Origin of the sequence: Streptomyces sp. NPDC050560 (genome assembly GCF_044457285.1) — a bacterium.
GTDB lineage: Bacteria > Actinomycetota > Actinomycetes > Streptomycetales > Streptomycetaceae > Streptomyces.
Genome location: NZ_JBITGT010000009.1, coordinates 78,981 through 103,265, shown reverse-complemented (window position 1 = coordinate 103,265; position 24,285 = coordinate 78,981). Strand labels below are relative to the sequence as shown.

Below are 24,285 nucleotides of genomic sequence, written 5' to 3'. Positions count from 1 at the left end.
CCGAAACACCCTCGGCCGCGGCGGGGGCCTTGCTGTATACCACCGGGAAAGATGTCAATATTTGTTGTCCCTGAGTCGCCTGGGCTCTCTGAACGTGGAGGTGCGGACCCTCGTATGAAGATCCTCATCAGTGCCGACATGGAGGGCGCCACGGGGGTGACCTGGCCCGCCGACGTGCTGCCCGGCACCCCGCAGTGGGAGCGCTGCCGGTCGCTCTTCACCTCCGACGTCAACGCCGCCGCCCTCGGCTTCCTCGACGGCGGCGCCGACGAGGTGGTGGTCAACGAGGCGCACTGGACGATGCGCAACCTGCTGCTGGAGAACCTGGACGAGCGGGTGCAGATGCTCACCGGGCGCCACAAGGACCTCTCCATGGTCGAGGGCGTCCAGCACGGGGACGTCGACGGCATCGCCTTCGTCGGCTACCACACCGGGGCCGGTATGGAGGGCGTCCTCGCGCACACCTATCTGGCGAACTCGATCACGGGCGTCTGGATCAACGGCGACCGGGCCAGCGAGGGCCTGCTGAACTCCCATGTGGTGGCCGAGTTCGGCGTCCCCGTCGTCCTCGTCACCGGCGACGACCTCGCCTGCGAGGACGCCCTCGGCTACGCGCCCGGGGCGCCGAAGGTCGCCGTCAAGGACCACGTCTCGCGCTACGCGGCCGTCTGCCGCACCCCCACCCGCACCGCCGCCGACATCAGGGCCGCCGCCGCCGGCGCCGCACCGCTCGCCGTCCGCCACGAGCCCGTCGACGGCGGCCCCTTCACCGTGGAGCTGGAGTTCGACGCCGCGCACCTGTCGATGGCGGCGGCGGTGGTGCCCTCGGTGGAGCGCACCGGCGAGCGCCGCGTCGCGTACACCAGCGACACCATGTACGAGGGAATCCGCACGTTCAAGGCGGTCACCACGCTGGTGTCGTCCGCCGTGGAGGAACAGTATGGCTGAGCACACCGGAGCCCCCGCGGGTCCAGGACCCGACGCCCTGGCACTCGACGAGGTCGTGCGGTTCACGTCCGAGCTGATCGCGATCGACACCACCAACGGGGGCGGCGGCGACTGCCGGGAGCGCCCCGCGGCCGAGTACGCCGCCGAGCGCCTCGCCGACGCCGGTCTCGCCCCCGAGCTGCTGGAGCGCACCCCTGGCCGTACCAACGTCGTCGCCAGGATCGAGGGCACGGAGCCCTCGGCCCCCGCGCTGCTGGTCCACGGCCACCTCGACGTGGTGCCCGCCGACGCCGGGGAGTGGCGCGTGCACCCGCTCTCCGGCGAGGTCAGGGACGGTGTGGTCTGGGGCCGCGGCGCCGTCGACATGAAGAACACCGACGCGATGGTCCTCGCCGTGGCGCGGCACTGGGCCCGCGCGGGTGTACGGCCCCGCAGGGACATCGTGATCGCCTTCACCGCCGACGAGGAGGCGAGCGCCGAGGACGGCTCGGGATTCCTCGCCGACACCCACGCCGCCCTCTTCGAGGGCTGCACCGAGGCCGTCGGCGAGTCCGGCGCCTTCACCTTCCACGCCGACGGCCGCGAGCTGTACCCGATCGCGGCGGGCGAGCGCGGCACCGCGTGGCTCAGGCTCACCGCCAGGGGCCGCGCGGGCCACGGCTCCAAGGTCAACAGGGAGAACGCCGTCACGAGCCTCGCCGCCGCCGTCGCCCGCATCGGCGACCACGAGTGGCCGCTCAGGCTCACCCCCACCGTGCGCGCCGCCCTCGCCGCACTCGCCGAGCTGTACGGCGTCCCCGCCGACCTCGACGCGCCTGGGTTCGACGTCGACACCCTCCTCAAGGGCCTCGGCGAGGCGGCCGAGCTGGTGGCCCCCACCGTGCGCAACAGCTCCAACCCCACGATGCTGGACGCCGGTTACAAGGTGAACGTGATCCCGGGACGGGCGGTGGCGCACGTCGATGGCCGCTATGTGCCGGGCGCGGAGGAGGAGTTCCGCGCCACCATGGACCGGCTCACCGGGCCCGACGTGGAGTGGGAGTTCCAGCACCACGAGGTCGCTCCCTTCGCCGCGGTCGACGCCCCGGTCTTCGCCCGGATGCGCGCCGCCGTCGAGGAGTTCGCGCCCGAGGGGCACGTGGTGCCGTACTGCATGTCGGGCGGCACCGACGCCAAGCAGTTCTCCCGCCTCGGCATCGCCGGGTACGGCTTCTCGCCGCTGAGGCTGCCGCGCGGCTACGACTACCAGGCCATGTTCCACGGCGTCGACGAGCGGGTCCCCGTCGAGGCCCTGCACTTCGGCGTCCGCGTCCTCGACCGCTTCCTGCGCACCGCCTAAGGAGCCGCATGACCACCCCCCTGCCGTACGGGTCCTGGCCGTCCCCGATCGACGCCCGCCTCGCCGCCTCGCACGACGGCCGCCCCGAGTACCCGGGCCGCGTCGGCACCGAGACCTGGTGGACCGAGCCCCGCCCCGCCGAGGGCGGCCGCCGCGCCCTGATGCGGCTGCGCCCCGGCGCCGCCCCCGAGCCGGTGCTGCCGGAGCCGTGGAACACACGCAGCCGCGTCATCGAGTACGGCGGCCGCCCCTGGGCCGCCGCGGCGCGCGACGAGGGCCCGCTCGTGGTGTTCGTGCACTTCCCCGACCAGCGCCTCTACGCCTACGAGCCGGACGCCCCCGGCGCCGCGCCCCGCCCCCTCACCCCGCTCTCCACGGTCGGCGGCGGACTGCGCTGGGCCGACCCCCAGATCCACCGGGGGCTCGGCGAAGTCTGGTGCGTCCTGGAGGAGTTCACCGGGCCCGCCCCCGGCGATCTGCGCCGGGTGCTCGCCGCGGTGCCCCTCGACGGCTCGGCGGCCGAGGACCGCGCCGCGGTACGGGAGCTGACCGGCGACGCGCGCAGGTTCGTCACGGGCCCCCGGCTCTCGCCCGACGGCACCCGCGCTGCCTGGCTCGCCTGGGACCACCCCGCGATGCCCTGGGACGGCACCGAGGTGCAGCTCGCCGAGGTCGGTCCCGACGGTGTGTTCGGGGAGCCCGTCACCGTCGAGGGCGGCTCGGGGGAGTCCGTCTCCCAGGTCGACTGGGACCCACGGGGGCGGCTGCTGTTCGCGGGCGACCGCAGCGGCTGGTGGAACCTCTACCGGCGCGAGCCCGACGGCACCGCCACCGCGCTCTGCCCCCGCGACGAGGAGTTCGCCGGGCCGCTGTGGCGCATCGGGGACCGCTGGTTCACGCCCCTCGACGACGGCCGGATCGCCGTCATCCACGGCGTCGGCAGCACCCGCCTCGGCTTCCTCGACCCCGCCACCGGGAGCCTCACCGACGCCGAGGCGCCCTGGACCGAGTGGGCCTCCCCGCTCGACGCGGGCGGCGGCCGGGTCGTCGCCGTCGCCGCGGCGGCGCACACCGGCTTCCAGGTCGTCGAGGTCGACACCGACACCCGTACGGCCGCCGTCATCGGCGCCCACCACTGGGACCCCGTCGACCCCGCCTACTACCCGGCGCCCGCGACCCGGGTCTTCCACGGACCCGACGGCCGCGAGATCCACGCCCACGTCTACCCGCCGCACCACCCGGCCCACACCGGTCCTGAGGGGGAGCTGCCGCCGTACGTGATCTGGGCGCACGGCGGCCCCACCAGCCGCACCCCGCTCGTCCTCGACGTGGAGGTCGCCTACTTCACCTCCCGCGGCATCGGCGTCGCCGAGGTCAACTACGGCGGCTCCACCGGCTACGGCCGCGCCTACCGCGACCGGCTGCGCGAACAGTGGGGCGTCGTGGACGTCGAGGACTGCGCCGCCGTCGCCCTCGCCCTCGCCGACGAGGGCAGCGCCGACCCGCGCCGCCTCGCGATCCGCGGCGGCAGCGCGGGCGGCTGGACGAGCGCCGCCTCGCTCGCCGGCACCGACACCTACGCCTGCGGCACCATCAGCTTCCCCATCCTCGACCTCACGAGCTGGGGCCCGGGCGAGACCCACGACTTCGAGTCCCGCTACCTGGAGTCCCTGGTGGGCCCGTCGGCCGAGGTGCCCGAGCGCTACCGCGAGCGCTCGCCCGCCGCGCACGCCGACCGGGTCAGGGCCCCCTTCCTGCTGCTCCAGGGCCTCGACGACGTCATCTGCCCGCCGAGCCAGTGTGAACGCTTCCTCGAACAGATGCGCGGCCGGGGTGTCCCGCACGCCTATCTCGCCTTTGAGGGCGAGGGCCACGGCTTCCGCCGCGCCGACACCATGATCCGCGCCGTGGAGGCCGAACTCTCCCTGTACGCACAGGTCTTCGGCTTCGAGGCGCCCGGCATCACGCCCCTGGAGCTGACCGAGTGACGGCACCGCTCGCCCCCCTGGCGCGCCCGGCGCGGCTCGCGCCCGGCGACCGGGTCGCCGTCGTCGCGCCCAGCGGGCCCGTCCCCCCGCCGCGGCTCGCGGCGGGCCTCGCGGCGCTGCGGGAGTGGGGGCTCGACCCCGTCGCCGGGGAGCACACCGCGGACACCCACCTGCGCCACCTCGCGGGCACCGACCACGACCGCGCCGCCGACCTGCGGCGCGCCTGGTGCGACCCCGGGGTGGCGGCCGTGTTCTGCGCCCGCGGCGGCTACGGCGCCCAGCGCATGGCCGACCTCCTCGACTGGGACGCGCTGCGCGCCGCGGGCCCCAAGGCGTTCGTCGGCTTCAGCGACATCACCGCGCTCCACGAGGCGTTCGCCACCCGGCTCGGCTTCGCCACCCTGCACGGGCCCGTGGTCGCCACCGACGGCTTCCTCGCCAGCCCGGCGGCGCGGCGCTCACTGCACAGGACCCTCTTCGAGCCCGACACCGCGCGCACCCTCGCGGGCGGGCGCACCCTGCTCCCGGGCACCGCGCGGGGCGTCACCCTCGGCGGCTGCCTCTCGCTGCTCGCCTCCGACCTCGCCACCCCCACCGGGCGCCGGTCGGCGGCGGGCGGCCTCGTACTTCTGGAGGACGTGGAGGAGGAGCCGTACCGTATCGACCGCTACCTCACCCAACTCCTGCGCTCCGGCTGGTTCGACGGCGCCACCGGGGTGCTCCTCGGCTCCTGGCGGGACTGCGGCGACCCGGACGAACTGGACGCGCTCTTCCTCGACCGGCTCGGCGGCCTCGGCGTACCGCTGGTCACCGACGCGGGTTTCGGCCACGGCCCCGATCCGCGCACCGTGCCGCTCGGCGCCGCCGCCGTCCTCGACGCGACGGGCGACACCCCCGTGCTGCGACTCGCGGAGCCCGCGCTGCGGTGACCGGGCGCCGGGCGGGCGGCGCGGCGTACGGTGGCCCGATGCGGCAGATCGACAACTTCTACGCGCTGACCGGGCCCCGGGTGGGGCTGCGGCCCTTCACCCCCGGGGACATGGAGGAGTTCACCACCCGGGCCGCGCAGAGCACCGCGCTGCACCACCCGTGGCTGTTCCCGCCGACCACCGCCGACGCCTACGCCCGCTACGCCCGCGCCCTCAACGACGACCCGGCACGGCACGGCTTCCTGGTGTGCGCGCTGGAGACCGGGGGCATCGCGGGGTTCGTCAACATCAGCAACGTGATCGGCGGCGCCGCCCGCAGCGGCACCCTCTCCTACGGCGCCTTCGCGCACGCCGCGCGCCAGGGCCTGACCGGCGAGGCGGTGCGGCTCGTGGTGCGGCACGCCTTCGACCGCCTCGGGCTGCACCGCCTGGAGATCAACGCGCAGCCGGCCAACACCGCCTCCGTCGCGCTCGCCCGCGGCCTCGGCTTCCGCCTTGAGGGCTACTCGCCCGGCTTCCTGCACATCGACGGCGCCTGGCGGGACCACGAGCGCTGGGCGATGACCGCGGAGATGGCGCGGGACTGACACGCTGCGGCGCGCCCCAGCGCACCGGTGGACGCGCCGCCGTACACGAGGGCGGGGGGCGGCTCAGACGACCGCGTGCCGGTCCGCGTACTCGAAGACGGAACCGTCCGGGTGCATCGCGATCAGGTTGCGCCCCGCGGGGGAGGGCAGCGGTCCCGCGAGCACCCGGGCACCGGCCGCGACGAGGACGTTACGGGTGTCCTCCACGTCCTCCACGGCTATGGTCGCCGCGACCTTGCGCAGCACGTCCAACTCCTGCTGGGGGCCGCTCATCAGGAGAAAACAGCCGACCGCCGCGACTTGTACCCCGCCGCGCTCGAAGCGGAGCGCCCGAGTGCCGGCGAGCCGCTCGTAGAACGGCACGGTGGCCTCCAGGTCCTCGACGCAGATGCGCAGCGTGGTTCCCAGAATTTCCAAAGCTGAGCCGCCCCTATCCTTCTGACCTGCGGTTCCCGTGTACGACTGCGGTTGAGCGGAAAACGGCCGGAAGCCGACCACCCGCCGTTACGGCGCGCCCGCCCCCTCCCATCTGTCCCGCAGCGCCACCATGATGGCACGGTCCATCTGCTTGGTCACGCGGGAGCAGACCCCTCCCCTTCTCGCCCCTCCACGGAGTGGGCAAGGCCCTTTCGTCATGTCCGGAGTGGGGGCCGGCCTCGACGCTCCGCACCGCTCGGCCAGATCACGTCGATGGGCAGCCCTGCCGCACGCGCCTCGGCCACCGTGTCTGCCGTGCCGCCTCCCTTGCCCGAGGGCGGCTTACCGTCCCAGACGGCCACGAGCCGGTCGGCACGCTGGAGCAGAATGCGGTTCGCGTCCTCGTAGGCCGCCCGATTCGCCGTCTCGTGCTCAAGGACGACCACTTCCGTGGCGGCATCGGTGAGTCTGTCGAAGACCCCTGCGTGGTCCGGCTTCACCTGGCTCTGCCTGTAGTCCCGGGATGGGATGAGCGCGATCAGGCGTCCTCCGATGTCCAGTACAGCCTGAGCGAAAAGCGAGTCTGCGCCTTGCGCGATACAGGAGACGCCAACGAGACCGGTATCGGCGGAATAAGGCGTCAGCACTTCCCTCAGCCCACGCCGGACGAGAGGAACGGTGGTGTCGGTCAGGTCCATGTGGCCGGTCACGGCGATAGTGGTCACGGTTCTCCTCTTGACTGGACGAGGGAGTGGCACTCGGCCGTAGCCCGACGCCACCCCTGACCCGACACGTCCCCCCGCCGCCCTCACCGCCCCGGGGGCGCTCCGTCATGTCCGGATCTGGAGGTCACTCAGGGGCCCGGTTGTAGTGGTCGAGGGTGGCCTTGGTCGTGGAGGCGTCCTGGAAGATCAGCTCCCAGGGGCCGGTGTTCACGTCGAACTCCTTGCCGAAGCCGATCCACTTCCCGGACATGCGGCGCCCGGTGGGCTCGACGAGGAGCTGGATTGCGCCGTGGTACCGGGCCCCGCGGTAGTAGCCCTCGGTGGCGGTCTGCTCGGTCCAGGTACCCGTGGCCACGTGCCCGTCCAGGTCGAGGTCCACCGCGAGACGGCTGTCGGCCGAGCGCGGCAGGCTGCGTACCGTGATTCGGCCGGCGTGCTGGAGTAGCACCACGAAGTGCTGCCCGGCGAAGGCGGCGTCGCGTCCTGAACTGAAGTACTCGTACCGGCTGAGCCAGACTCCGGAGTGGTTGCCGTGGGGTTCCTGCCGCCCGGGCTGCGTACTGCTGGTGGTCGTCGGCGCGGGGTAGGGGTCCACGTCGTGGCCGCCGCGCCCGTCTTCGTGGACATGCGCGAGGGGGACCGGGGTGGTGAACCCGAGGGCTTCTATGGGGAGGCCGGTGACTGCTTCGAGGGCTCGTGCGTAGACGGGCCGGGGAGCGCCGGTTGTGCCTGATTCCCAGCGCTGCACCAGGCGCTTGCTGGCGTCGTTGGGCTGTCCGGCGCGGGTTCCCGCGTCGCGGACCGCGCGGGCGAAGTCGTCCTGCGACATGAGCAGGCCCATACGGGCTGCCCGGAGCGCGCTGTTCGGCGTTGCCATGAGGTCACGGTAGCCGGACCCAAGACGAAATGACACCGGAATGACGCCCTGCGTGCCGTCGCTTTGACGCCTCATCGGACGCCGCGCGACTCTCGGTACAGCCGTCATCTTCTTTGTGTGACCACATCAGGAGATGAGGGGGACCCCAGATGAGCCCCATGTGGGACCGTGTGTCCGTGTCTGCGGACCGCAGCCGCTCCGCTGCTGCCTGGCTGGCTTCCGCCCACCCGCGTCCGGCCGAGGTGTACGAGGCGTGGGAGCACCCGTACGGCGTGGCGGCGTTGCCGTGCGCCGGGCCGTATACGGCGGTGCGGCTGCCCGAGGCGATCGTGCAAGCCGCTGTCGGCCTCGACGATCTCGACGCCCTGTGTGCCGCCCTCGCCGGTGCGCTGCACGGTCCGGTGATCCACGACCCGGGGAACCGACGCTACTACCCCCTCGTGGCGGCCGGTGCCGCGAAGGGCTGGCCGCTGCCGTGGGCGGAATGCCTCGGGCCCGAGTACTACCTCGGCATCCCCAGTCCGGCCGCCGTCCGTCCCTCCGGCGTGAACGGGTACTGGGCGGTGCCGGTCGAGGGGCCCGGTCACCTGTGCGACCCGATGGCCGTGGAGGAGTTGGCGCGGCTTGGGCAGGAGCGGGCGGCGGGGGTGCGCTGGTGCGACTGGCATCACGGCTACGCGCACGGCACCGAACTGGTGGGTGTTATCGAGCAGATGAGCGGGCCAGGCGTCAGCCTGTACGCCTGCCAGGACTGCCGCAGCGCGAAGGGTTTGAGGTCCGTCACCGAACAGCACATCTGATCCCTGATCCCCTCGTCCCAACCTGTGGCTCACACACGGGGCGAGGGCGACGGCCCGCTCGGATACTCACGCGCCGGGCGGTAACCCCCACCACCCCAAAGACGCCAAGGAGTTGGACATGCCCGCCGCCGACTGGCTTGCCTCCGCGCACCCGCAGCCCACCGAAGTACACCAGGCATGGGAACGGCCGGGCGGGCTGGCCGCGCTCCCCTGTGGGGTGGTGTTCACCGCGGTGCGGCTGCCCGCGCTGATCGTGCACGCCGCCGTCGGAACCGCCGACCCCAACGCCGTCCGCGCACGGCTCGGTGAGCGCCTGGGCGGGCCCGTGCTCCACGACCCGTCGCGTGCCCGCTACTACCCCCTCGTGCCCACGGACACCGCCAAGTCCTGGCACAACACGGTCGCGTATGTACGGTGCCTGGAACCCGAGCATCACATGAACACGCCTGCGCCGACCGTCACCCAGCCCTCAGGACAGACGCCGTACTGGATCGTGCCCCCGATGGAACCGGAGCGTCTGTGTGCCCCGGAAGCGGTGCGGGCGTTGACCCGCCACGGCCAGCGGCGGGCCGCCGCGAGCGGTGTCGGGTGGTGCCACTGGCACGAGGGCTACGCCCCCGGCACCGAACTGGTGACGGTCACCGGCATGTCGAGCCTGGACGCCGGCGGGCGCTGGGCATGCTCGCCCTGCCGCAGAGCCCACCGGCTCAGGCCCTTCTACGACCAGCGGAACTGAGGCGGCCCCTGGCCCGCGGGCTCACGTCTCATGAGGGGCGTCCGTGGCGGCGGCGCCGACGGCCGCTCCCGGCCCCGCGGCACCCCACCGGAGGGCCCCGCATGTTTGGCCACCCGCAGCGCGGTTACGCGGAAGGTCCGCGGCCCGGTGCGGGCCGTCCCGTGTCGCCATGCCAGGGAGCGCAACGTGAGCCGATCCCGCATCCTGATCGTCGGAGCCGGATTCGCCGGTTACCGCACCGCCCGGACGCTGAGCAAGCTCAGCCGCGGCAAGGCGGACATCACCCTGCTGAACCCGACCGACTACTTTCTGTACCTGCCCCTGCTGCCCCAGGTCGCGGCCGGGGTGCTTGAGCCCCGCAGGGTCACCGTGTCGCTCTCCGGCACCCTGCCGCACGTGCGCCTCGTGCTCGGCGAGTCACAGCACGTGGACCTCGCCGCCCGCACCGTCCACTACCGGGACCCGGAGGGCGGCAGCGGGCGGCTCACGTACGACCGGCTCGTGCTGGCCGTCGGCAGCGTCAACAAGCTGCTGCCGATCCCCGGCGTCGCCGAGTACGCGCACGGCTTCCGCGGGGTGCCGGAGGCGCTGTACCTGCGCGACAAGGTGACCCGCCAGATCGAGCTGGCGACCGCCGAGAGCGACCCCGAGACCTGTCGGGCCCGCTGCACCTTCGTGGTGGTCGGCGCCGGGTACACCGGCACCGAGGTCGCCGCCCAGGGCCAGCTCCTCACCGAGGCCCTGGTGCGCAGGCACCCGCTCAGCTCCGGCATGAAGCCGCGCTGGATGCTCCTCGACATCGCCGACCGGCTGCTGCCCGAGCTGGACGAGCGCCTGTCGCGGACCGCCGACCGGGTGCTGCGCGAGCGCGGCGTGGACGTCCGCACGAAGACGTCCGTCAAGGAGGCCACCAAGGAGGGCGTGCTGCTCGACACCGGCGAGTCGGTGCCCACCAAGACGCTGATCTGGTGTGTCGGGGTGCGCCCCGACCCGGTGGTGGACGGCCTCGACCGGCCGCTCGACCGGGGCCGCCTCGTCGTCGACGAGTACCTCAACGTGCCGGGCCACCCCGAGGTATTCGCCTGCGGGGACGCCGCCGCCGTGCCCGACCCGCAGCACCCGGGCAAGTCGGCCCCGATGACGGCGCAGCACGCCTGGCGGCAGGGCAGGACGGCGGGCACCAACGTCGCCGCCTCGCTCGGCCACGGCACCAGGGTCCCCTACCGCCACCGCGACCTGGGCTTCACCGTGGACCTCGGCGGCGTCCAGGGCGCCGCCAACCCGTTCGGACTCGCCCTCTCCGGGCCCCTCGCGGGCGCCGTGACCCGCGGATACCACCTTGCGGCGATGCCGGACAACCGGGTGCGGGTCGCGGCCGACTGGCTGCTGGAGGCGGCACTGCCGCGCCAGGGCGTCCAGCTCGGCCTGGTCCGCTCCGGCTCCGTACCACTGGAATCGGCCTCGCCCGAGCTGGCGCGGGTGCCGGGACACCCGAGGGAGGACGACTGACATGAGCACCACCACCGACCGGGCCAGGACGCTGAGCACGCGCGAGATGGCCGAGCTGGCACGGCAGCTCAGGGTGGACAGCGTGCGCGCCGCCGACGCCGCGGGCTCCGGGCACCCCACCTCGTCGATGTCGGCGGCCGACCTGATGGCCGTGCTGATGGCGCGTCACTTCCGCTACGACGTCGACCGGCCCGAGCACCCGGGCAACGACCGCTTCGTGCTCTCCAAGGGGCACGCCTCCCCGCTGCTGTACTCCACGCTGAAGGCGGTGGGCGCGATCAGCGACCCGGAGCTGCTGACCTTCCGCAAGTTCGGCAGCCGCCTCGAAGGCCATCCCACACCGCAGCGGCTGCCCTGGGTGGAGACCGCGACGGGCTCGCTCGGGCAGGGTTTCCCCGTGGCGGTCGGCATCGCGCTGTCCGGCAAGCGCCTGGAGTTCGGGGACTACCGGGTGTGGGCGGTGTGCGGGGACAGCGAGCTGGCCGAGGGGTCGGTCTGGGAGGCCGCGGAACAGGCCGGCTTCGAGCACCTGGACAACCTCACCCTGATCGCCGACATCAACAGGCTCGGGCAGCGCGGGCCCACCCGCCACGGCCACGACCTGGACGCCTACGCCCGCCGCTTCCACGCCTTCGGCTGGCACACCGTCAAGGTCGACGGCCACGACCTGGAGGACATCGACAGCGCCTTCGACGAGGCCGCGTCCACCACCGGCGTGCCCACGGTCATCCTGGCCCGCACGTTCAAGGGCAGGGGAGTGGCCGCCGTCGAGGACAAGGAGGGCAAGCACGGCAAGCCGCTGCCCGACGCCGACGAGGCCATCGAGGAGCTGGGCGGGCGCCGCGAGGACATCCATGTCACGCCGCCCGCGCCGCCCGCGGTGCGCCGCAGCCACACCCCGCACCGCGCCACCGTCGAACTGCCGCGCTACGAGCGGGGCGACGAGGTCGCCACCCGCAACGCGTTCGGCGAGGCGCTGACCGCGCTCGGCACGGCACGCGGCGACGTCGTCGCGCTCGACGGCGAGGTGGGCGACTCCACCCGCGCCGGATTCTTCGCGAAGGAGCACCCGGAGCGGTACTTCGAGTGCTACATCGCGGAGCAGCAGATGGTGGCGAACGCGGTGGGCCTCGCGGCGCGCGGCTGGGTGCCGTTCGCGACGTCCTTCGCGGCGTTTCTCACCCGCGCCCACGACTTCGTGCGGATGGCCGCGGTCAGCGGCAGCGACATCAACCTCTGCGGCTCCCACGCGGGCGTCGCCATCGGCGAGGACGGCCCCTCGCAGATGGGCCTCGAAGACCTGGCGATGTTCCGCGCGGTGCACGGCAGCACGGTCCTCTACCCCTGCGACGCCAACCAGACCGCCCGCCTCGTCGCCGAGCTGGCCGACCGCCGGGGCATCGGCTACCTGCGCACCTCGCGCGGGGAGAGCCCGGTGCTCTACGGGCCCGACGAGGCGTTCCCCGTCGGCGGCAGCAAGGTGCTCAGGTCCGGGCCCGACGACCGGCTCACGGTGGTGGCCGCGGGCGTGACGGTGCCCGAGGCGCTGGCCGCCGCCGACACCCTCGCCGAGGAGGGCGTCGCGGTGCGCGTCGTCGACCTCTACTCGGTGAAGCCCGTGGACCGCGAGACCCTGCGCCGCGCCGCCGACGAGACCGGCTGCCTGCTCACCGTGGAGGACCACCACGAGGAGGGCGGCATCGGCGACGCCGTGCTCGACGCGTTCGCCGACGGCCGGGACTGCCCGCGCTTCGCCCGCCTCGCCGTGCGCATCATGCCGGGCTCCGGCTCCCCCGCGGAGATGCTGCGGGCGGCGGAGATCGACGCGGCGGCGATCGTGGAGACGGCGCGCCGTCTCATCTGACGGGCGGGTACGGCAAGCCCGTCCGAACGCCACGACGGACAGGAAGCCCGTCCGACGGGCGCGGACGGGAGGAAGGAGGGGCGCCATGGCGAGCCGGCCCACCCGCACCCTGGAGACCACCCGGCGCGACGTGGAGCTGCCGAGGCCGGACAAGGTGCTCTTCCCCGGGGACGGCCCGGGCGACGGCTGGACCAAGCAGGACCTGGCCGAGTACTACCGGGCCGTCGCGCCCTTCCTGCTGCCGCGGCTGCGGGACCGGCCGCTGATGCTGGAGCGCTGCCCCGACGGGATCGCGGGGCAGCGCTTCATGCAGAAGAACACCCCGGACCACTACCCGGCCTGGATCGCCCGCCGCACCCTCTCCAAGGAGGGCGGCACGGTCACCCACACCCTCTGCCAGGACACCCCGACGCTGCTCTACCTGGCGGGCCAGGCGTGTGTGACCCTGCACCGCTGGCAGTCCCGCGCCGCCAGGCCCGACCACCCCGACCACCTGGTGTTCGACCTCGACCCGCCGGAGCACGACTTCGCACCGGTGCGCGACGCCGCCCGCCTCGTACGCGACTTCCTCGACCGCCTCGGACTGCCCGCGGTGGCGATGACCACGGGCTCCCGCGGTGTGCACGTGCTGACACCGCTGGACGGGCACGCGGACTTCGACACCGTACGGGACTTCGCGCGGGCCGCGGCCGACGCGCTGGCCGCCGCACACCCCGACCGGCTCACCACGGCGGTGCGCAGGAACGAGCGCGGCGGCAGGCTCTACCTGGACATCCAGCGCAACGGCTACGCCCAGACCGCGGTGGCCCCGTACACGGTCCGCGCCAAGCCGGGCGCCGCGGTGGCCGCGCCGCTCACCTGGGAGCAGTTGGACGACCCCCGGGTCGACTCCCGCACCTGGACGATGGAGAACGCGGTCGAGCAGGCCCGTACGAAGCCGTGGTCGGGCGCGGCCACCCGGGGCCGCTCACTCGGCCCGGCACGCCGCCGCCTGGAGAAGCTGGGCTGACGGCGGCGGGGCCGACACCCGCGCCGGGCCGACGGCGGGGCCGACAGGGTCCGACATCCGCCGGGACGCGGCTACTTGCGGCAGAGGATCTCCCCGTGCAGGATGCCGAGCCAGCCGTCGGGCGCCGCTCCCCACGCGCGCCAGGCCGCGGCGACGGATTCCAGGTCGGCGCGGGTGGCGTGGCCGCCGCCGACGGCGCGCCCTGCGTAGGAGGAGGCCGTGGTGCGGTCCGCCCACAGGGCGCTCCACCAGGCGCGCTCCTCTTCGCTGCTGAAGCACCAGGTGCTCGCGGTGGTGGTGATGTCGGTGAAACCGGCCGCCATCGCCCAGGACTTGAGGCGGGGCCCGGCGTCCGGCTCGCCCCCGTTGGCGCGGGCCACCCGGCGGTAGAGGTCGCGCCAGGCGTCCATGCCCGGGGAGCGCGGGTACCAGGTCATGGCGGAGTAGTCCGCGTCCCGCACGGCCACGTAGCCGCCCGGTTTGCAGACCCGGCGCATCTCCCGCAGCGCCTGCACCGGGTCGCCGACGTGCTGGAGCACCTGGTGGGCGTGGACCACGCAGAAGGTGTCGTCCGGGTGGTCGAGCGCGTGCACGTCGCCCGCTACGAAGTCGACGTTGGCCAGGCCGCGTTCCGCGGCGGTGGCGCGCGCCTTGGCGAGGATGTCCTCGGTGCTGTCGATGCCGGTCACGTGCCCGTCGGGGACCAGCTCCGCGAGGTCGGCCGTGATGGTGCCGGGGCCGCAGCCGACGTCGAGGACGCGCATGTGCGGCCGCAGCGATCCGAGCAGGTACGCGGCCGAGTTGGCCGCGGTGCGCCAGGTGTGGGCGCGCAGGACGGACTCGTGGTGGCCGTGCGTGTACACGGCGGTCTCCTTCGGCATGGCCGTTCCTCCCGGATCGAACGGCCGGCCTGGCGCGGGTGACACAGCGCCCGCGGGGCGGCCGGGCACCGGCTGGGGTGCCCACGCACCGTACGCCCGCCGCCCCAGATAATGAGACCCCCGTATCGGAATATGGACAGTGCGGTGGCGGCGTCCGGTCAGGGGCGCGGCTCGACTCCCTCTTCCTCGGGGGCGGTTTGGCGCTCGCGCCGTCGAGGAGTGCGCTTCCGGTCCGCCGCCTCCAACGACGCCACCACCCTGCGGGTGAGAAGCGCGGCGGCCACCCCGAGCACCGCGCCCACCGCCACGTCGCTCGGGTAGTGCACCCCCGTGTAGACCCGGGAGAGCCCCACGGCCCCCGCGAGCGGCACCACCGCCGCACCCCAGGAGGGCGCCTCCAGCGTCACCCCGGCGGCGAACGCGGCCGCGGACGCCGCGTGCCCCGACGGGAACGATGTCGTCAGCGGCTGCCGCTTCAGCCGCCGCACCAGGGGTACGGCGTCCAGCACCGGCCGGGGCCTGCGCACCGACCGCTTGCCCACCGTGTTGATGGCGGCGGAGGCGAGCGCAAGCGAGGCCACGCCCCGGGCCGCGGCGCGTCTCGCCCTGGGGGAGCCGGTGACGGCGAGGCCGCCCGCCACCGAGAACCACAGCACCCCGTGGTTGGCCCAGCGGCTCACCCGGGGCAGCAGCAGGTCGCCCGTGGGCCAGTGCCGCCGCGCCACCGCCTCGAAGAGCCGCAGGTCGCAGGCGGCCAGCCGGGCCACCGCAGGTGATTCGTACGGAACATCGGCTTCACGACACATCCCACCCCGATACCCCGAACCCCCCGTCCGTCACCCATCCCACCGCCGAACACACCGGTCCGGCCGAGTCCGCGCGGCCCCGCTCACCCTCTCGCACGGCGGGTCGGGACCCCCGCGGCGAAAACGACTTGGCCTCGCGGCCCGCACCGGTCACAATGCGTGCCCATGGGACATCTGGAGGCCGCGCACCTGGAGTACCTGCTGCCGGACGGGCGGGCACTGCTCGGTGACGTCTCCTTCCGGGTGGGCGACGGCGCGGCGGTGGCCCTCGTCGGGCCCAACGGCGCGGGCAAGACCACCCTGCTGCGGCTGCTGTCCGGCGAGCTGAGGCCGCACGGCGGCAGCGTCACGTCGAGCGGCGGCCTCGGCGTCATGCCCCAGTTCATCGGGTCGGTACGGGACGGGTCCACGGTGCGCGACCTGCTGGTGTCCGTGGCGCAGCCCCGGGTGCGCACCGCCGCCGCGGCCGTCGACGCCGCCGAGGAGGCGGTCATGACCGTCGACGACGAGGCCGCCCAGATGCGCTACGCCACCGCGCTCGCCGACTGGGGCGAGGCCGGGGGCTACGAGGCCGAGACCCTGTGGGACATCTGCACCACCGCCGCCCTCGGCGTCCCGTACGAGCGCGCCCAGTGGCGCCCGGTGAACAGCCTGAGCGGCGGCGAGCAGAAGCGGCTCGTGCTGGAGGCGCTGCTGCGCGGGCCCGACGAGGTGCTGCTCCTCGACGAGCCCGACAACTACCTCGACGTACCCGGCAAGCGCTGGCTTGAGGAGCGGCTGCGGGAGACCCGCAAGACGGTGCTCTTCGTCTCCCACGACCGGGAGCTGCTGGCCCGCGCCGCCGACCGTATCGTCAGCGTCGAGCCGGGCCCCGCGGGCGCCGACGCCTGGGTGCACGGCGGCGGCTTCGCCACGTACCACGAGGCGCGCAGGGAGCGCTTCGCCCGCTTCGAGGAGCTGCGCAGGCGCTGGGACGAGAAGCACAAGCAGCTCAAGAAGCTGGTGCTGAACCTGCGCCAGGCCGCGGAGAACAGCGCGGAGCTGGCCTCCCGCTACCACGCGGCCCAGACCAGGCTGCGCAAGTTCGAGGAGGCGGGCCCGCCGCCCGAGCCGCCGCGCGAGCAGGACATCAGGATGCGGCTGCGCGGCGGGCGCACCGGGGTACGGGCGGTGACCTGCGAGGGGCTTGAGCTGACCGGCCTGATGAAGCCGTTCGACCTGGAGGTCTTCTACGGCGAGCGGGTCGCGGTCCTCGGTTCCAACGGCTCGGGCAAGTCGCACTTCCTGCGGCTGCTCGCGGGCGGCGAGGTCGGCCACACCGGCGCCTGGAAGCTCGGCGCCCGCGTGGTGCCAGGCCACTTCGCGCAGACCCACGCCCATCCGGAGCTGCTGGGCCGCCCCCTGCTCGACATCCTCTGGCGCGAGCATGCGAAGGACCGCGGCGCCGCCATGTCCCGGCTGCGGCGCTACGAGCTGACCGGCCAGGCGGAGCAGCCCTTCGACCGGCTCTCCGGGGGCCAGCAGGCCAGGTTCCAGATCCTGCTGCTCGAACTGCGCGGCGTCACCGCCCTGCTGCTCGACGAGCCGACCGACAACCTCGACCTGGAGTCGGCCGAGGCGCTGCAAGAGGGCCTGGAGAGCTTCGACGGCACGGTGCTCGCCGTCACCCACGACCGCTGGTTCGCCCGCTCCTTCGACCGCTTCCTGGTCTTCGGGGCCGACGGCCGGGTCAGGGAGGTCCCGGAGGCGGTCTGGGACGAGGGCCGGGTGGTACGCGCCCGCTGACGCGCCCCCTCCGACTCCCGCCGGCCCCGTGCGGGCCCCGGGGCCGGTCAGCCGCTGGGCGCGGTGGCCTCCCCGGCGACGGCCCTCGCCCACAGCACCAGCGGCACCTGGAGCGGAAGCCGCCCGAAGGCGATGGCGCGCTCCCCGGTGGAGCGCCCCCGCCAGTCGACGGCCATCTTCACGTTCGCAGGGAAGACCGCGCAGAAGAACAGGGCGGCGGCCCGCGCCGCGGCTGGGCGAGTGCGGGGCGCCAGGAGGGCCGCCGCGAGGGCGAGTTCCACGGCGGCACTGGCGTTGGTCCAGGCCCGCGGGCTCCCGGGCAGCGCCCGCGGCACGATCGCGTCGTACGGGCGCGGCTTCGCCAGGTGGGTCACACCGGCCGCGGCCAGCAGCCCGGCCAGGGGCTTCGGGGAGCGGAAGAACCGGGACACGGGGGCCTCCTTGCGCCGCGCATACTTATTACCGGTGGGTAGCATACGGGGGTCCTGCCGCACCCGGCGCGGGCGGGCGGCGCCGCACCCGCGCGGGCGGCGCGCGGCGGGCGGAGCCCCGCGCCCCGTGAAGCCCCCGGGGCTCCGTGCTCCTGGCTCCGCGTCTTCTCGGGTCGGGCGCCCCGCCCCTACCAGCGCAGGACCGCCCCGAGGCCGCCCGCGGGCTCCTCGCCCGGGCCCGCCGAGGTCACGGAGAGCGCTCGGGCGCCGGTCACCGCCGCGGACCTGACCAGGGCGTCGTCCGCGCGGCACGGCTCCGGCCGCGGCTCGCCGAGCGGGCCGCTCTCGGTGCGCCGCACCGCGAGCTGGTCGGGTTCCTCGCCCACCCACACCTTGCGGTGCGGATCGCCCGCCTCCGGCCTGACGAGCAGCTCGTCGATACGGTGCTCGCGGGCCGCCGCCACCAGCGCGGGCACCCCCTCGGCGGCGCCCCGGTCGCCCGCGCGGGCCGCGAGGAAGCGCTCCAGCTCCGCCGCGGCCTCCTCGTGCACGAACTGCGCGCGCAGCCGCTCGATCTCCTCGTCGAGCTGCCGGGTGCCGGAGCCGTGCAGCGCCTCCACCGCCGCCTCCCTGGCCCCCTGCGGCAGCCGGTCGTGGACGGTGCGCCGCTCGCGGTCGTCACCGACCAGCACCACCAGGTCGGCGCCGCTGTCCTCGTACAGCCGGGCGATCGCCGCGGCGATCTCGCCCGCGTTGTGCTCCCAGGTGTTCTCCACCCGGAGCTGGAAGTGCCGCTCCGACCAGTCGGCCGTGCTCGTACGGTGCATCGGCCACTGCCTGCCCGACACCGAGCCCGCGGTGGCGGCGCCCCGGGCGCCCCGCAGCTCGAACTCGGCGCCGCGCCGGTCCACGACCGCCACCAGGCACAGCGGGTCCTCGCCCGCGAGGTCGAGCAGCGGCGCGGTGTGCGGCAGCACCGACCACTGCACCCATTGCCCCGTGGTGCCCGGCGGCGCGCTCGCCAGCGACGGGTCGAGCACCACGTCGCCGCCCGCCGCGAACAGGGCCCTGCCGTGCGGCTCGCCCGAGCCCCGCAGGTCGTCCATCGCCTCGCGCACCGCCGCCGCTGTCGCCTGGTCCGCGCCCTGCTCCATGAGCTGCCTGTGCACGTCGGACGCCGCGAGGGACCGCTCCTCCGCGGTGGACTCGCTGTGCCGTGAGGTGTCGGCGTACACGGAGGCCCAGGGTCCGGAACGTTCGTACAGTGGCTGGAGAAAGGCGAGATCCATGGCTGCCTCCGGAGCGTCGTACGTACTACTGCGGGGTACTTCGTCCAGGGCGGGTACCCGGCCATATGACCCCGACACGACCGGGCAGGACGCGACCGGCGACGTACAGCGACGGCCGCAGAAGAACAGCGACGTACAGCGACGAACAGCCGAGGACGGCGACGGGAAGTGGGTGCCACATGACAGGAGTCGATCCGGGGCGCCTGGACGACCAGCAGCTCATGAAGGAGCTGGAGGCCATCCACCGCACCCGCCATGACACGCTGCTGCACGGCTCCAACGACGCGCTGCGCGCCCACAACGAGCGCATGGCCGAGCTGGAAGGCGAGTACCTGCGCCGCCATCCGCGCCGCCCCGTGGCCGGCGGCAGGACGCGGGCGGGGGCGAGGGAACGCGAGGCGGCGGGCCCCGCCTGAGCGGCCCCGCCGAGGCCACGGGAGGAACCGAACCATGGCAGTCGACCACAGGAACCCGCTGCTGGCCCGGCACGCCGCGGCGCTCGACCTGTTCACCGACCGGGTGCACCGCATCACGCCCGAGCAGTGGGAGCACGGCACGCCCTGCACCGACTGGAGCATTCACGACCTGGTCAACCATCTCACCGCCGAGCAGTTGTGGGTGCCCCCGCTCGTCCGCGACGGCGCCACCACCGGTTCCGTGGGGCGCATCTTCGACGGGGACATGCTGGGCCCGGAGCCCGTGCGCTCCTGGGACACCGCGGCCGAGGCCGCACGCGAGGCGTTCGCCGAGCGCGGTGCGCTCGGCCGCACGGTCCACCTGTCGTACGGCGACACCTCGGCCACCGCCTACTGCTCCCAGATGATCGCCGACCTGGTGGTGCACAGTTGGGACCTGTCACGCGCCGTCGGCGCCGACGAGCGGCTGCCCGACGACCTGGTGGCGTTCTCGGTACGCGAGGTCACCCCGTACGCGGCCGAGCTGGAGGCGAGCGGCCTCTTCGGACCGCCCGCCGAGCCCCCGCCCGGCGCGGGTGTGCAGACCAAGCTGCTCTGCCTGCTCGGCAGGAAGCCCTGATCCCACCCCCGGCCTCCGGCCGGGAAGCCGTGACCGGGCGCCCCCGCCGGGTGGCCCGGCGAGGGCAAGGCCCCTCACAGGGCCCTCACACCGTGTGGCGGCTCACGACGCCTTGCGGCCCTTGGCGAACTCGGTGCGCAGCGCCTCGTCGAACGCCTTCAGATCGTCCGGCTTGCGGCTGGTCACCAGCACGTTGGGGCCCGCGTCGCAGACCTGGACCTGCTCGTCGACCCAGGTGCCGCCCGCGTTGGTGATGTCGGTGCGCAGGCTCGGCCACGACGTCAGGGTCCTGCCGCGCACCACGTCCGCCTCGACGAGCGTCCACGGCGCGTGGCAGATCGCGGCGACCGGGGCGCCGCGGGAGAAGAAGTCCCTGACGAACGACACCGCGGCCCGGTCGGTGCGCAGGAAGTCGGGGTTGGCGACACCGCCCGGCAGCACCAGCGCGTCGAAGGATTCTGCCGAGGTGTCCCCGACCACCTCGCCCACCGGGAAGGTGTCGGCCTTGTCGAGGTGGTCGAACGCCTGGATCTCACCGGGCGAGGTGGAGACGAGCACCGGCTCGTCACCGCCGTCGAGCACGGCGTCCCAGGGGTCGGTCAGCTCCACCTGCTCGACGCCCTCGGGCGCCACGAGAAACGCGATACGCATGGGTCCACGTCCTTTCTTGTGTTCTCCCTGGCCTTGTCCGGTTCTTCTACGGGGTGTGTGGCGGCGGGTCGTACGGCTGCCGCGGCGCGGCCCTCAGGCCCGCTGGGCGTCGGGGGAGGAGGTCCGGCGGCCCGCGGGCACGGCGGCGTCGTCCGCCGTCCTCGCGGCGCGCGCACCCGCGGGCCCCCGGCGGCCGGGCGCGTCGCGCGGGGCCAGGTCGCTCCTGCCGACCACCCCGACGAGCAGCCCGTCGTCGACGACCGGCAGCCGCCGCACCGCGTGCTCGCGCATCAGCGCCGCGGCCCTGGCCGCCGTGGTGTCCGGGGCCACCGTCACCGGCTCCGGGGTGCACACCGAACGGGCGCTCACCATCAGCGGGTCCACACCGTCCGCGACGGCGCGCAGGGTGATGTCGCGGTCCGTGAGCACCCCGAGTACCCGGCCCCCGGTCGCCACCATCACCTCGCCCGTCTCCTGGGCCCGCATGAGCTGCGCGGCCTCGACGAGCGAGGCGTCAGGCGGTACGCACACCGCGCCCCGCGCCATCACGTCCCTCACCAACTCGGCCATGCTCAGGACCCTTTCCGCGGCGCCCGCCCGCGGGGCCGCGCCGTGTCACGGACCCGGTCCGCCGCCGCGACCGGGCGCCTTCGGGATGTTCGGGTGTGTCTAGGTCGTGTCAAACGACATGGCCTAGGGTTCCCCGCCCGCGCTCAGCAGCGCCTCCGCAAGCTCACGGGCGGTGTGGTAGGTCGTGCCCCGCGGCAGCTCGTCCATCAGGTCGACGAGGCCGTCCGGGGCGTGCTGCTGACGCAGCGCCACCCGCAGCCGGTCACGGCCCGCGGGGAAGGGGGCCCGCCCCAGGTGGCGGGCGAGTTCGTAGCGCAGCTCGGGCACCGAGCCCCGGGAACCGGGGCCCGGGATCACGGGGCCGCCCGCCAGCTCCGGGTCGTCGTCCGCGGTCGGCTCGGGGTCGTGCCACTCCTCGGTCCTGGTCGGCCGCCCCGAGTTGAGCAGCCCCCGCAGCTCGGCCTTCATCTCGTCGTCCCTGTGCACGCTGAGCCGGTCACTGCCTCGTTGCATCGTGTTCCTCCATCGTCCATCGGAGAGACGGGGACCGCGTACCCGATGGGCAACCACCGACACGTCCCCGCGCCGCCCGATCCCGGGGCCGCGGGGGCCGCCGTCCCGCGCGCCGCCGACCTGCGGCGGGACGGCACAGGACCGCGCCGAGTCGCGGAAGCCGCCGGAAGTCCTTACGTTCATATGAGGAGGCCGGTTTGTGACGGTCTCCCCGGGACACCCGAATCGCACCACTCCCCGACATCCCGGAGGGAAGGGCCATGGCGATACTCGCCGTGCTCATGCCAGTCCTCATGTTGGTGGTCATGCTGGCCCTCGGCCGGTACGAGGAGTTGATGCTGCCGATCCCGGCGGAAGAACCCGAGGCCGCCACCGCCACGCCGCACCAGGTGGCGGAGCAGGCCGAGGACCGCGAAATGTTTGAGGCCCGCACCTGAGGGCAAGCGAATTCTGTGCTTCGGACAGGAGGCACATCCGTGGGAGCGGCATCCGCACCCGGGGTGTGTCCACCTCGCCCGCGTGCTCCCACGAGGTCCGTCGATCGGCATCCTCCCCGAGGGAGTAGCGACACATCATGCGCATCGACACCCGAGCGAAGCAGCATCCGCACGACGACGCCCCCGACACCTCCGAAGACTTCGACCGCCTGATCGGCATGCCCCCCTGCCCCGAGCGCGACGTGCTCAGGGACGAGATCGTCGAGGCGTGGCTGCCCATGGCCGACCGCCTCGCGGGCCGCTTCCGCGGCCGGGGCGAGTCCTACGAGGACCTGCGACAGGTCGCCGCACTCGGCCTGGTCAAGGCGGTGGACCGCTACGACCCGGCGCGCGGCTGCGCCTTCGAGAGCTATGCGGTCCCCACCATCACCGGTGAGATCAAACGGCACTTCAGGGACCACATGTGGACTCTGCACGTGCCCCGCAGGGTGCAGGACCTGCGCAACCGCGTCCGGTTCGCCTGCCAGGACCTCACCCAGTCCGTCTCGGGACAGCTGCCCAGCGTCTCCGAGATCGCCGAGCGGGCGCAGATGAGCGAGGAGGACGCGCGCATCGGCCTCGAAGCCCTCGACAGCTTCACCGCGCTCTCCCTCGACGCGGAGCTGCCCGGCAGCGAGGACGGCTACGCGCTGCGCGACGCACTCGGCTCCGCCGACCCCGCACTCGACGTCGTCGTCGACCGCGAGGCCGTCAAGCCACGGCTGCGCGCCCTGCCGGAGCGCGAGCGTGCCATCCTCTACATGCGCTTCTTCGGCGACATGACGCAGAGCCGGATAGCCGAGCAACTGGGCATATCGCAGATGCACGTGTCCCGGCTGATCTCCCGGAGCTGCGGCCGGCTGCGCGAGGACATCCTGCACGACAGGGGCGTACCGCAGCCCGCCTGACACCGGCCCGCCACCATGCCCGCCCCGCCCGGCCCCGTGCGCTCAGCCGCCGCGCACCCGTCCGCCGCGCAGCGCGAGCGCCAGATGCCCCGCCATCATGTCCACCGCCTGCGCCTCCGCCAGCGAGAACGCCGCCCTGGGGCCGGTGCGCAGCAGCGTCAGCACGCCCTGCACCGCACCGTCCCTGGCGTCGGTGAGCGGTACACACACCAGCGAGGTCACGTTGGCCCGTACGAGCACGGGCTCGCCCGACGGGTCGCGCCCAAACGCCTCCGGGTCCTCGGGGCGCACCTGGAGCGCCATCGAACCGCCGCGCGCCGCCTCCACCACCAGCGGGCAGCCCGCCGGGTCCTGCTTGGCCAGGGACTCCGCCAGGGTGCCTGCGTCCTGCGGCCCGTACACCGCCGTCCTGCGCAGTTGGGCGGCGCCCGCGTCGGCGACCACCCAGTCGGCGAAGCGCTCGTGGAGCACCCGGGCCGTGCGTGCGAGCACCTCGCGCGGCGGGCAGGTCAGCACGGTGGTGGTGACCTCGTCCAGCAGGTCCATCAGGGCCGCGTGCCGGGTGGCCTCCGCGAGGTCGGGGACGCGGCCCGGGGGAGCGGGCGGTGGCGGCGTCGGGCCGTCGGCGGGCTGGAGCACCCCGAGCACCACGATCCGCGGCTCATGGCTCGGCCGCAGCGCCGTCAGGGTGGCCCGCACCCGGGCCCCCGGGTCCCGCTGGAGCCGCACCACCAGGCTGCGGTCGCCCTCGCCCCTGCCCACCGCCGCCGTCTGGGACCTGAAGGCGGCCCGGTCGGCCTGCACCAGGAACCCGGTGAAGGCGCGCCCGGTGGCATAGCCGGCGCGCACCCCGGTGACCCCGGTGGCGGTGAAGTTCATCCGCCGTACCACCGACTCCCGGTCGAGCAGCACCACCCCCAGCGGGAACCGCTGGAACAGCGCGTGCAGCAACTGCCGCTCAAGGCTGTCCTCGGTCGGCACCCGGGCGCTCTCCCCGCCCGCCGCGGCCAGCCGCTCGTACAGCGGCCACAGCCGGTCCGCCACATGATCGAGTTCGAAGAGGGCCGCGTCGAGCACGGCGGGCAGCTCGCTCTCGGCCACCGCGCGGGCGTTCTTCAGCTCCGCGAGCCGGTGCACGAAGTCCGCCAGTTCCTCGCCGGACTCGTCGATGTGTGCCATGCGTCGAACTTAACCCTTCGCACCGTTTTCGGG

Annotated in this window: 25 protein-coding genes and 1 pseudogene; 15 read left to right on the top strand and 11 right to left on the bottom strand. The window is 74.0% G+C overall.

What is annotated here, in order from left to right:
* Positions 1–114 precede the first annotated feature (114 nt).
* From ACIBIW_RS21710 to ACIBIW_RS21690, 5 genes are read left to right on the top strand one after another with little or no spacing between them, the layout of a single operon-like run.
* Complete coding sequence (locus ACIBIW_RS21710) at positions 115–948, top strand: M55 family metallopeptidase (RefSeq protein WP_399338579.1); 834 nt, start codon at positions 115–117, stop codon at positions 946–948.
* The gene (locus tag ACIBIW_RS21705; protein WP_399338578.1) at positions 941–2,287 is read left to right on the top strand and encodes a M20/M25/M40 family metallo-hydrolase; all 1,347 of its coding nucleotides are present in this window, start codon (positions 941–943) and stop codon (positions 2,285–2,287) included. Before ACIBIW_RS21710 ends, ACIBIW_RS21705 begins: the two co-directional genes overlap by 8 nt.
* Before the next feature lie 8 nt (positions 2,288–2,295).
* Positions 2,296–4,275, top strand: coding sequence for an LpqB family beta-propeller domain-containing protein (locus ACIBIW_RS21700; protein ID WP_399338577.1), 1,980 nt, complete (start codon positions 2,296–2,298; stop codon positions 4,273–4,275).
* Positions 4,272–5,204, top strand: a complete 933-nt coding sequence (locus ACIBIW_RS21695; RefSeq protein ID WP_399338576.1) for an LD-carboxypeptidase — start codon at positions 4,272–4,274, stop codon at positions 5,202–5,204. The genes ACIBIW_RS21700 and ACIBIW_RS21695 overlap by 4 nt, the downstream gene beginning before the upstream one ends.
* Before the next feature lie 38 nt (positions 5,205–5,242).
* On the top strand, positions 5,243–5,791 hold the full coding sequence (locus tag ACIBIW_RS21690; RefSeq protein WP_399338575.1) for a GNAT family N-acetyltransferase: 549 nt from the start codon (positions 5,243–5,245) through the stop codon (positions 5,789–5,791).
* A 63-nt stretch (positions 5,792–5,854) separates the two neighbouring features.
* Here the strand turns inward: ACIBIW_RS21690 and ACIBIW_RS21685 are convergent, their stop codons facing one another.
* The 3 genes from ACIBIW_RS21685 to ACIBIW_RS21675 form a co-directional block, all read right to left on the bottom strand.
* Positions 5,855–6,208 (bottom strand): VOC family protein, encoded by a 354-nt coding sequence (locus ACIBIW_RS21685; RefSeq protein WP_399338574.1) that lies wholly within the window; start codon positions 6,206–6,208, stop codon positions 5,855–5,857.
* 215 nt (positions 6,209–6,423) lie between these two features.
* A complete protein-coding gene (locus tag ACIBIW_RS21680) occupies positions 6,424–6,933 on the bottom strand; it encodes a hypothetical protein (RefSeq protein WP_399338573.1) in 510 nt (169 codons plus the stop codon).
* Positions 6,934–7,057: 124 nt separating this feature from the next.
* The gene (locus tag ACIBIW_RS21675; RefSeq protein ID WP_399338572.1) at positions 7,058–7,810 is read right to left on the bottom strand and encodes an XRE family transcriptional regulator; all 753 of its coding nucleotides are present in this window, start codon (positions 7,808–7,810) and stop codon (positions 7,058–7,060) included.
* 176 nt (positions 7,811–7,986) lie between these two features.
* On the opposite strand from ACIBIW_RS21675, the gene ACIBIW_RS21670 reads away from it, so the two are divergent.
* The 5 genes from ACIBIW_RS21670 (at position 7,987) to ligD (ending at position 13,728) form a co-directional block, all read left to right on the top strand.
* Complete coding sequence (locus ACIBIW_RS21670; RefSeq protein ID WP_399338571.1) at positions 7,987–8,610, top strand: hypothetical protein; 624 nt, start codon at positions 7,987–7,989, stop codon at positions 8,608–8,610.
* A 118-nt stretch (positions 8,611–8,728) separates the two neighbouring features.
* The gene (locus ACIBIW_RS21665; protein ID WP_399338570.1) at positions 8,729–9,346 is read left to right on the top strand and encodes a hypothetical protein; all 618 of its coding nucleotides are present in this window, start codon (positions 8,729–8,731) and stop codon (positions 9,344–9,346) included.
* 186 nt (positions 9,347–9,532) lie between these two features.
* Positions 9,533–10,855, top strand: a complete 1,323-nt coding sequence (locus tag ACIBIW_RS21660) for an NAD(P)/FAD-dependent oxidoreductase (RefSeq protein ID WP_399338569.1) — start codon at positions 9,533–9,535, stop codon at positions 10,853–10,855.
* A 1-nt stretch (position 10,856) separates the two neighbouring features.
* Positions 10,857–12,719 carry a transketolase gene (locus ACIBIW_RS21655; RefSeq protein WP_399338568.1) on the top strand — a complete coding sequence of 621 codons (1,863 nt, stop codon included), beginning with the start codon at positions 10,857–10,859 and terminating at the stop codon, positions 12,717–12,719.
* 85 nt (positions 12,720–12,804) lie between these two features.
* Positions 12,805–13,728 carry a non-homologous end-joining DNA ligase gene (gene ligD, locus ACIBIW_RS21650; protein WP_399338567.1) on the top strand — a complete coding sequence of 308 codons (924 nt, stop codon included), beginning with the start codon at positions 12,805–12,807 and terminating at the stop codon, positions 13,726–13,728.
* 71 nt (positions 13,729–13,799) lie between these two features.
* Here the strand turns inward: ligD and ACIBIW_RS21645 are convergent, their stop codons facing one another.
* Together ACIBIW_RS21645 and ACIBIW_RS21640 are read right to left on the bottom strand one after the other, a co-directional pair.
* The gene (locus tag ACIBIW_RS21645; protein WP_399338566.1) at positions 13,800–14,609 is read right to left on the bottom strand and encodes a class I SAM-dependent methyltransferase; all 810 of its coding nucleotides are present in this window, start codon (positions 14,607–14,609) and stop codon (positions 13,800–13,802) included.
* A gap of 173 nt (positions 14,610–14,782) precedes the next feature.
* Positions 14,783–15,415, bottom strand: a pseudogene (locus tag ACIBIW_RS21640) (phosphatase PAP2 family protein); the annotation flags it as partial.
* Positions 15,416–15,580: 165 nt separating this feature from the next.
* On the opposite strand from ACIBIW_RS21640, the gene ACIBIW_RS21635 reads away from it, so the two are divergent.
* Positions 15,581–17,200 carry an ABC-F family ATP-binding cassette domain-containing protein gene (locus ACIBIW_RS21635; RefSeq protein ID WP_399338565.1) on the top strand — a complete coding sequence of 540 codons (1,620 nt, stop codon included), beginning with the start codon at positions 15,581–15,583 and terminating at the stop codon, positions 17,198–17,200.
* Positions 17,201–17,247: 47 nt separating this feature from the next.
* On the opposite strand, the gene ACIBIW_RS21630 is transcribed toward ACIBIW_RS21635, so the two are convergent.
* The gene (locus tag ACIBIW_RS21630; RefSeq protein WP_399338564.1) at positions 17,248–17,631 is read right to left on the bottom strand and encodes a hypothetical protein; all 384 of its coding nucleotides are present in this window, start codon (positions 17,629–17,631) and stop codon (positions 17,248–17,250) included.
* A 188-nt stretch (positions 17,632–17,819) separates the two neighbouring features.
* Positions 17,820–18,920: a Vms1/Ankzf1 family peptidyl-tRNA hydrolase gene (locus ACIBIW_RS21625; RefSeq protein WP_399338563.1), complete on the bottom strand. Its 1,101-nt coding sequence runs from the start codon at positions 18,918–18,920 to the stop codon at positions 17,820–17,822.
* A gap of 179 nt (positions 18,921–19,099) precedes the next feature.
* On the opposite strand from ACIBIW_RS21625, the gene ACIBIW_RS21620 reads away from it, so the two are divergent.
* Both ACIBIW_RS21620 and ACIBIW_RS21615 read left to right on the top strand, forming a co-directional pair.
* Positions 19,100–19,336, top strand: a complete 237-nt coding sequence (locus ACIBIW_RS21620; RefSeq protein ID WP_399338562.1) for a DUF6158 family protein — start codon at positions 19,100–19,102, stop codon at positions 19,334–19,336.
* A 34-nt stretch (positions 19,337–19,370) separates the two neighbouring features.
* Entirely contained in the window at positions 19,371–19,955 is a 585-nt protein-coding gene (locus ACIBIW_RS21615; protein WP_399338561.1) for a TIGR03086 family metal-binding protein, read from the top strand.
* 102 nt (positions 19,956–20,057) lie between these two features.
* On the opposite strand, the gene ACIBIW_RS21610 is transcribed toward ACIBIW_RS21615, so the two are convergent.
* The 3 genes from ACIBIW_RS21610 to ACIBIW_RS21600 form a co-directional block, all read right to left on the bottom strand.
* The gene (locus tag ACIBIW_RS21610; RefSeq protein WP_399338559.1) at positions 20,058–20,606 is read right to left on the bottom strand and encodes a type 1 glutamine amidotransferase domain-containing protein; all 549 of its coding nucleotides are present in this window, start codon (positions 20,604–20,606) and stop codon (positions 20,058–20,060) included.
* Between the two features lie 93 nt (positions 20,607–20,699).
* On the bottom strand, positions 20,700–21,176 hold the full coding sequence (locus tag ACIBIW_RS21605; RefSeq protein WP_399338557.1) for a CBS domain-containing protein: 477 nt from the start codon (positions 21,174–21,176) through the stop codon (positions 20,700–20,702).
* 123 nt (positions 21,177–21,299) lie between these two features.
* A complete protein-coding gene (locus tag ACIBIW_RS21600) occupies positions 21,300–21,689 on the bottom strand; it encodes a DUF2795 domain-containing protein (protein WP_399338555.1) in 390 nt (129 codons plus the stop codon).
* Between the two features lie 260 nt (positions 21,690–21,949).
* Here ACIBIW_RS21600 and ACIBIW_RS21595 point away from each other — a divergent pair, with 260 nt between their 5' ends.
* Both ACIBIW_RS21595 and ACIBIW_RS21590 read left to right on the top strand, forming a co-directional pair.
* Positions 21,950–22,126, top strand: a complete 177-nt coding sequence (locus tag ACIBIW_RS21595; RefSeq protein WP_399338553.1) for a hypothetical protein — start codon at positions 21,950–21,952, stop codon at positions 22,124–22,126.
* Between the two features lie 137 nt (positions 22,127–22,263).
* Positions 22,264–23,073 (top strand): RNA polymerase sigma factor SigF, encoded by an 810-nt coding sequence (locus ACIBIW_RS21590; protein WP_399338551.1) that lies wholly within the window; start codon positions 22,264–22,266, stop codon positions 23,071–23,073.
* A gap of 42 nt (positions 23,074–23,115) precedes the next feature.
* Here ACIBIW_RS21590 and ACIBIW_RS21585 read toward each other — a convergent pair whose 3' ends face one another.
* Positions 23,116–24,252 carry a GAF domain-containing protein gene (locus tag ACIBIW_RS21585; RefSeq protein WP_399338549.1) on the bottom strand — a complete coding sequence of 379 codons (1,137 nt, stop codon included), beginning with the start codon at positions 24,250–24,252 and terminating at the stop codon, positions 23,116–23,118.
* Positions 24,253–24,285 lie beyond the last annotated feature (33 nt).

What these genes read in the sequence shown, in the direction of transcription:
- ACIBIW_RS21635 (WP_399338565.1), top strand. Translation starts at nt 15,581, where the DNA reads ATGGGACATCTGGAGGCCGCGCACCTGGAGTACCTGCTGCCGGACGGG.
- ACIBIW_RS21590 (WP_399338551.1), top strand. Translation starts at nt 22,264, where the DNA reads ATGCGCATCGACACCCGAGCGAAGCAGCATCCGCACGACGACGCCCCC.
- ACIBIW_RS21625 (WP_399338563.1), bottom strand. Translation starts at nt 18,920, where the DNA reads ATGGATCTCGCCTTTCTCCAGCCACTGTACGAACGTTCCGGACCCTGG.
- ligD (WP_399338567.1), top strand. Translation starts at nt 12,805, where the DNA reads ATGGCGAGCCGGCCCACCCGCACCCTGGAGACCACCCGGCGCGACGTG.
- ACIBIW_RS21700 (WP_399338577.1), top strand. Translation starts at nt 2,296, where the DNA reads ATGACCACCCCCCTGCCGTACGGGTCCTGGCCGTCCCCGATCGACGCC.
- ACIBIW_RS21710 (WP_399338579.1), top strand. Translation starts at nt 115, where the DNA reads ATGAAGATCCTCATCAGTGCCGACATGGAGGGCGCCACGGGGGTGACC.
- ACIBIW_RS21655 (WP_399338568.1), top strand. Translation starts at nt 10,857, where the DNA reads ATGAGCACCACCACCGACCGGGCCAGGACGCTGAGCACGCGCGAGATG.
- ACIBIW_RS21610 (WP_399338559.1), bottom strand. Translation starts at nt 20,606, where the DNA reads ATGCGTATCGCGTTTCTCGTGGCGCCCGAGGGCGTCGAGCAGGTGGAG.
- ACIBIW_RS21615 (WP_399338561.1), top strand. Translation starts at nt 19,371, where the DNA reads ATGGCAGTCGACCACAGGAACCCGCTGCTGGCCCGGCACGCCGCGGCG.
- ACIBIW_RS21665 (WP_399338570.1), top strand. Translation starts at nt 8,729, where the DNA reads ATGCCCGCCGCCGACTGGCTTGCCTCCGCGCACCCGCAGCCCACCGAA.
- ACIBIW_RS21595 (WP_399338553.1), top strand. Translation starts at nt 21,950, where the DNA reads ATGGCGATACTCGCCGTGCTCATGCCAGTCCTCATGTTGGTGGTCATG.
- ACIBIW_RS21705 (WP_399338578.1), top strand. Translation starts at nt 941, where the DNA reads ATGGCTGAGCACACCGGAGCCCCCGCGGGTCCAGGACCCGACGCCCTG.
- ACIBIW_RS21645 (WP_399338566.1), bottom strand. Translation starts at nt 14,609, where the DNA reads ATGCCGAAGGAGACCGCCGTGTACACGCACGGCCACCACGAGTCCGTC.
- ACIBIW_RS21585 (WP_399338549.1), bottom strand. Translation starts at nt 24,252, where the DNA reads ATGGCACACATCGACGAGTCCGGCGAGGAACTGGCGGACTTCGTGCAC.
- ACIBIW_RS21690 (WP_399338575.1), top strand. Translation starts at nt 5,243, where the DNA reads ATGCGGCAGATCGACAACTTCTACGCGCTGACCGGGCCCCGGGTGGGG.
- ACIBIW_RS21600 (WP_399338555.1), bottom strand. Translation starts at nt 21,689, where the DNA reads ATGCAACGAGGCAGTGACCGGCTCAGCGTGCACAGGGACGACGAGATG.
- ACIBIW_RS21675 (WP_399338572.1), bottom strand. Translation starts at nt 7,810, where the DNA reads ATGGCAACGCCGAACAGCGCGCTCCGGGCAGCCCGTATGGGCCTGCTC.
- ACIBIW_RS21620 (WP_399338562.1), top strand. Translation starts at nt 19,100, where the DNA reads ATGACAGGAGTCGATCCGGGGCGCCTGGACGACCAGCAGCTCATGAAG.
- ACIBIW_RS21605 (WP_399338557.1), bottom strand. Translation starts at nt 21,176, where the DNA reads ATGGCCGAGTTGGTGAGGGACGTGATGGCGCGGGGCGCGGTGTGCGTA.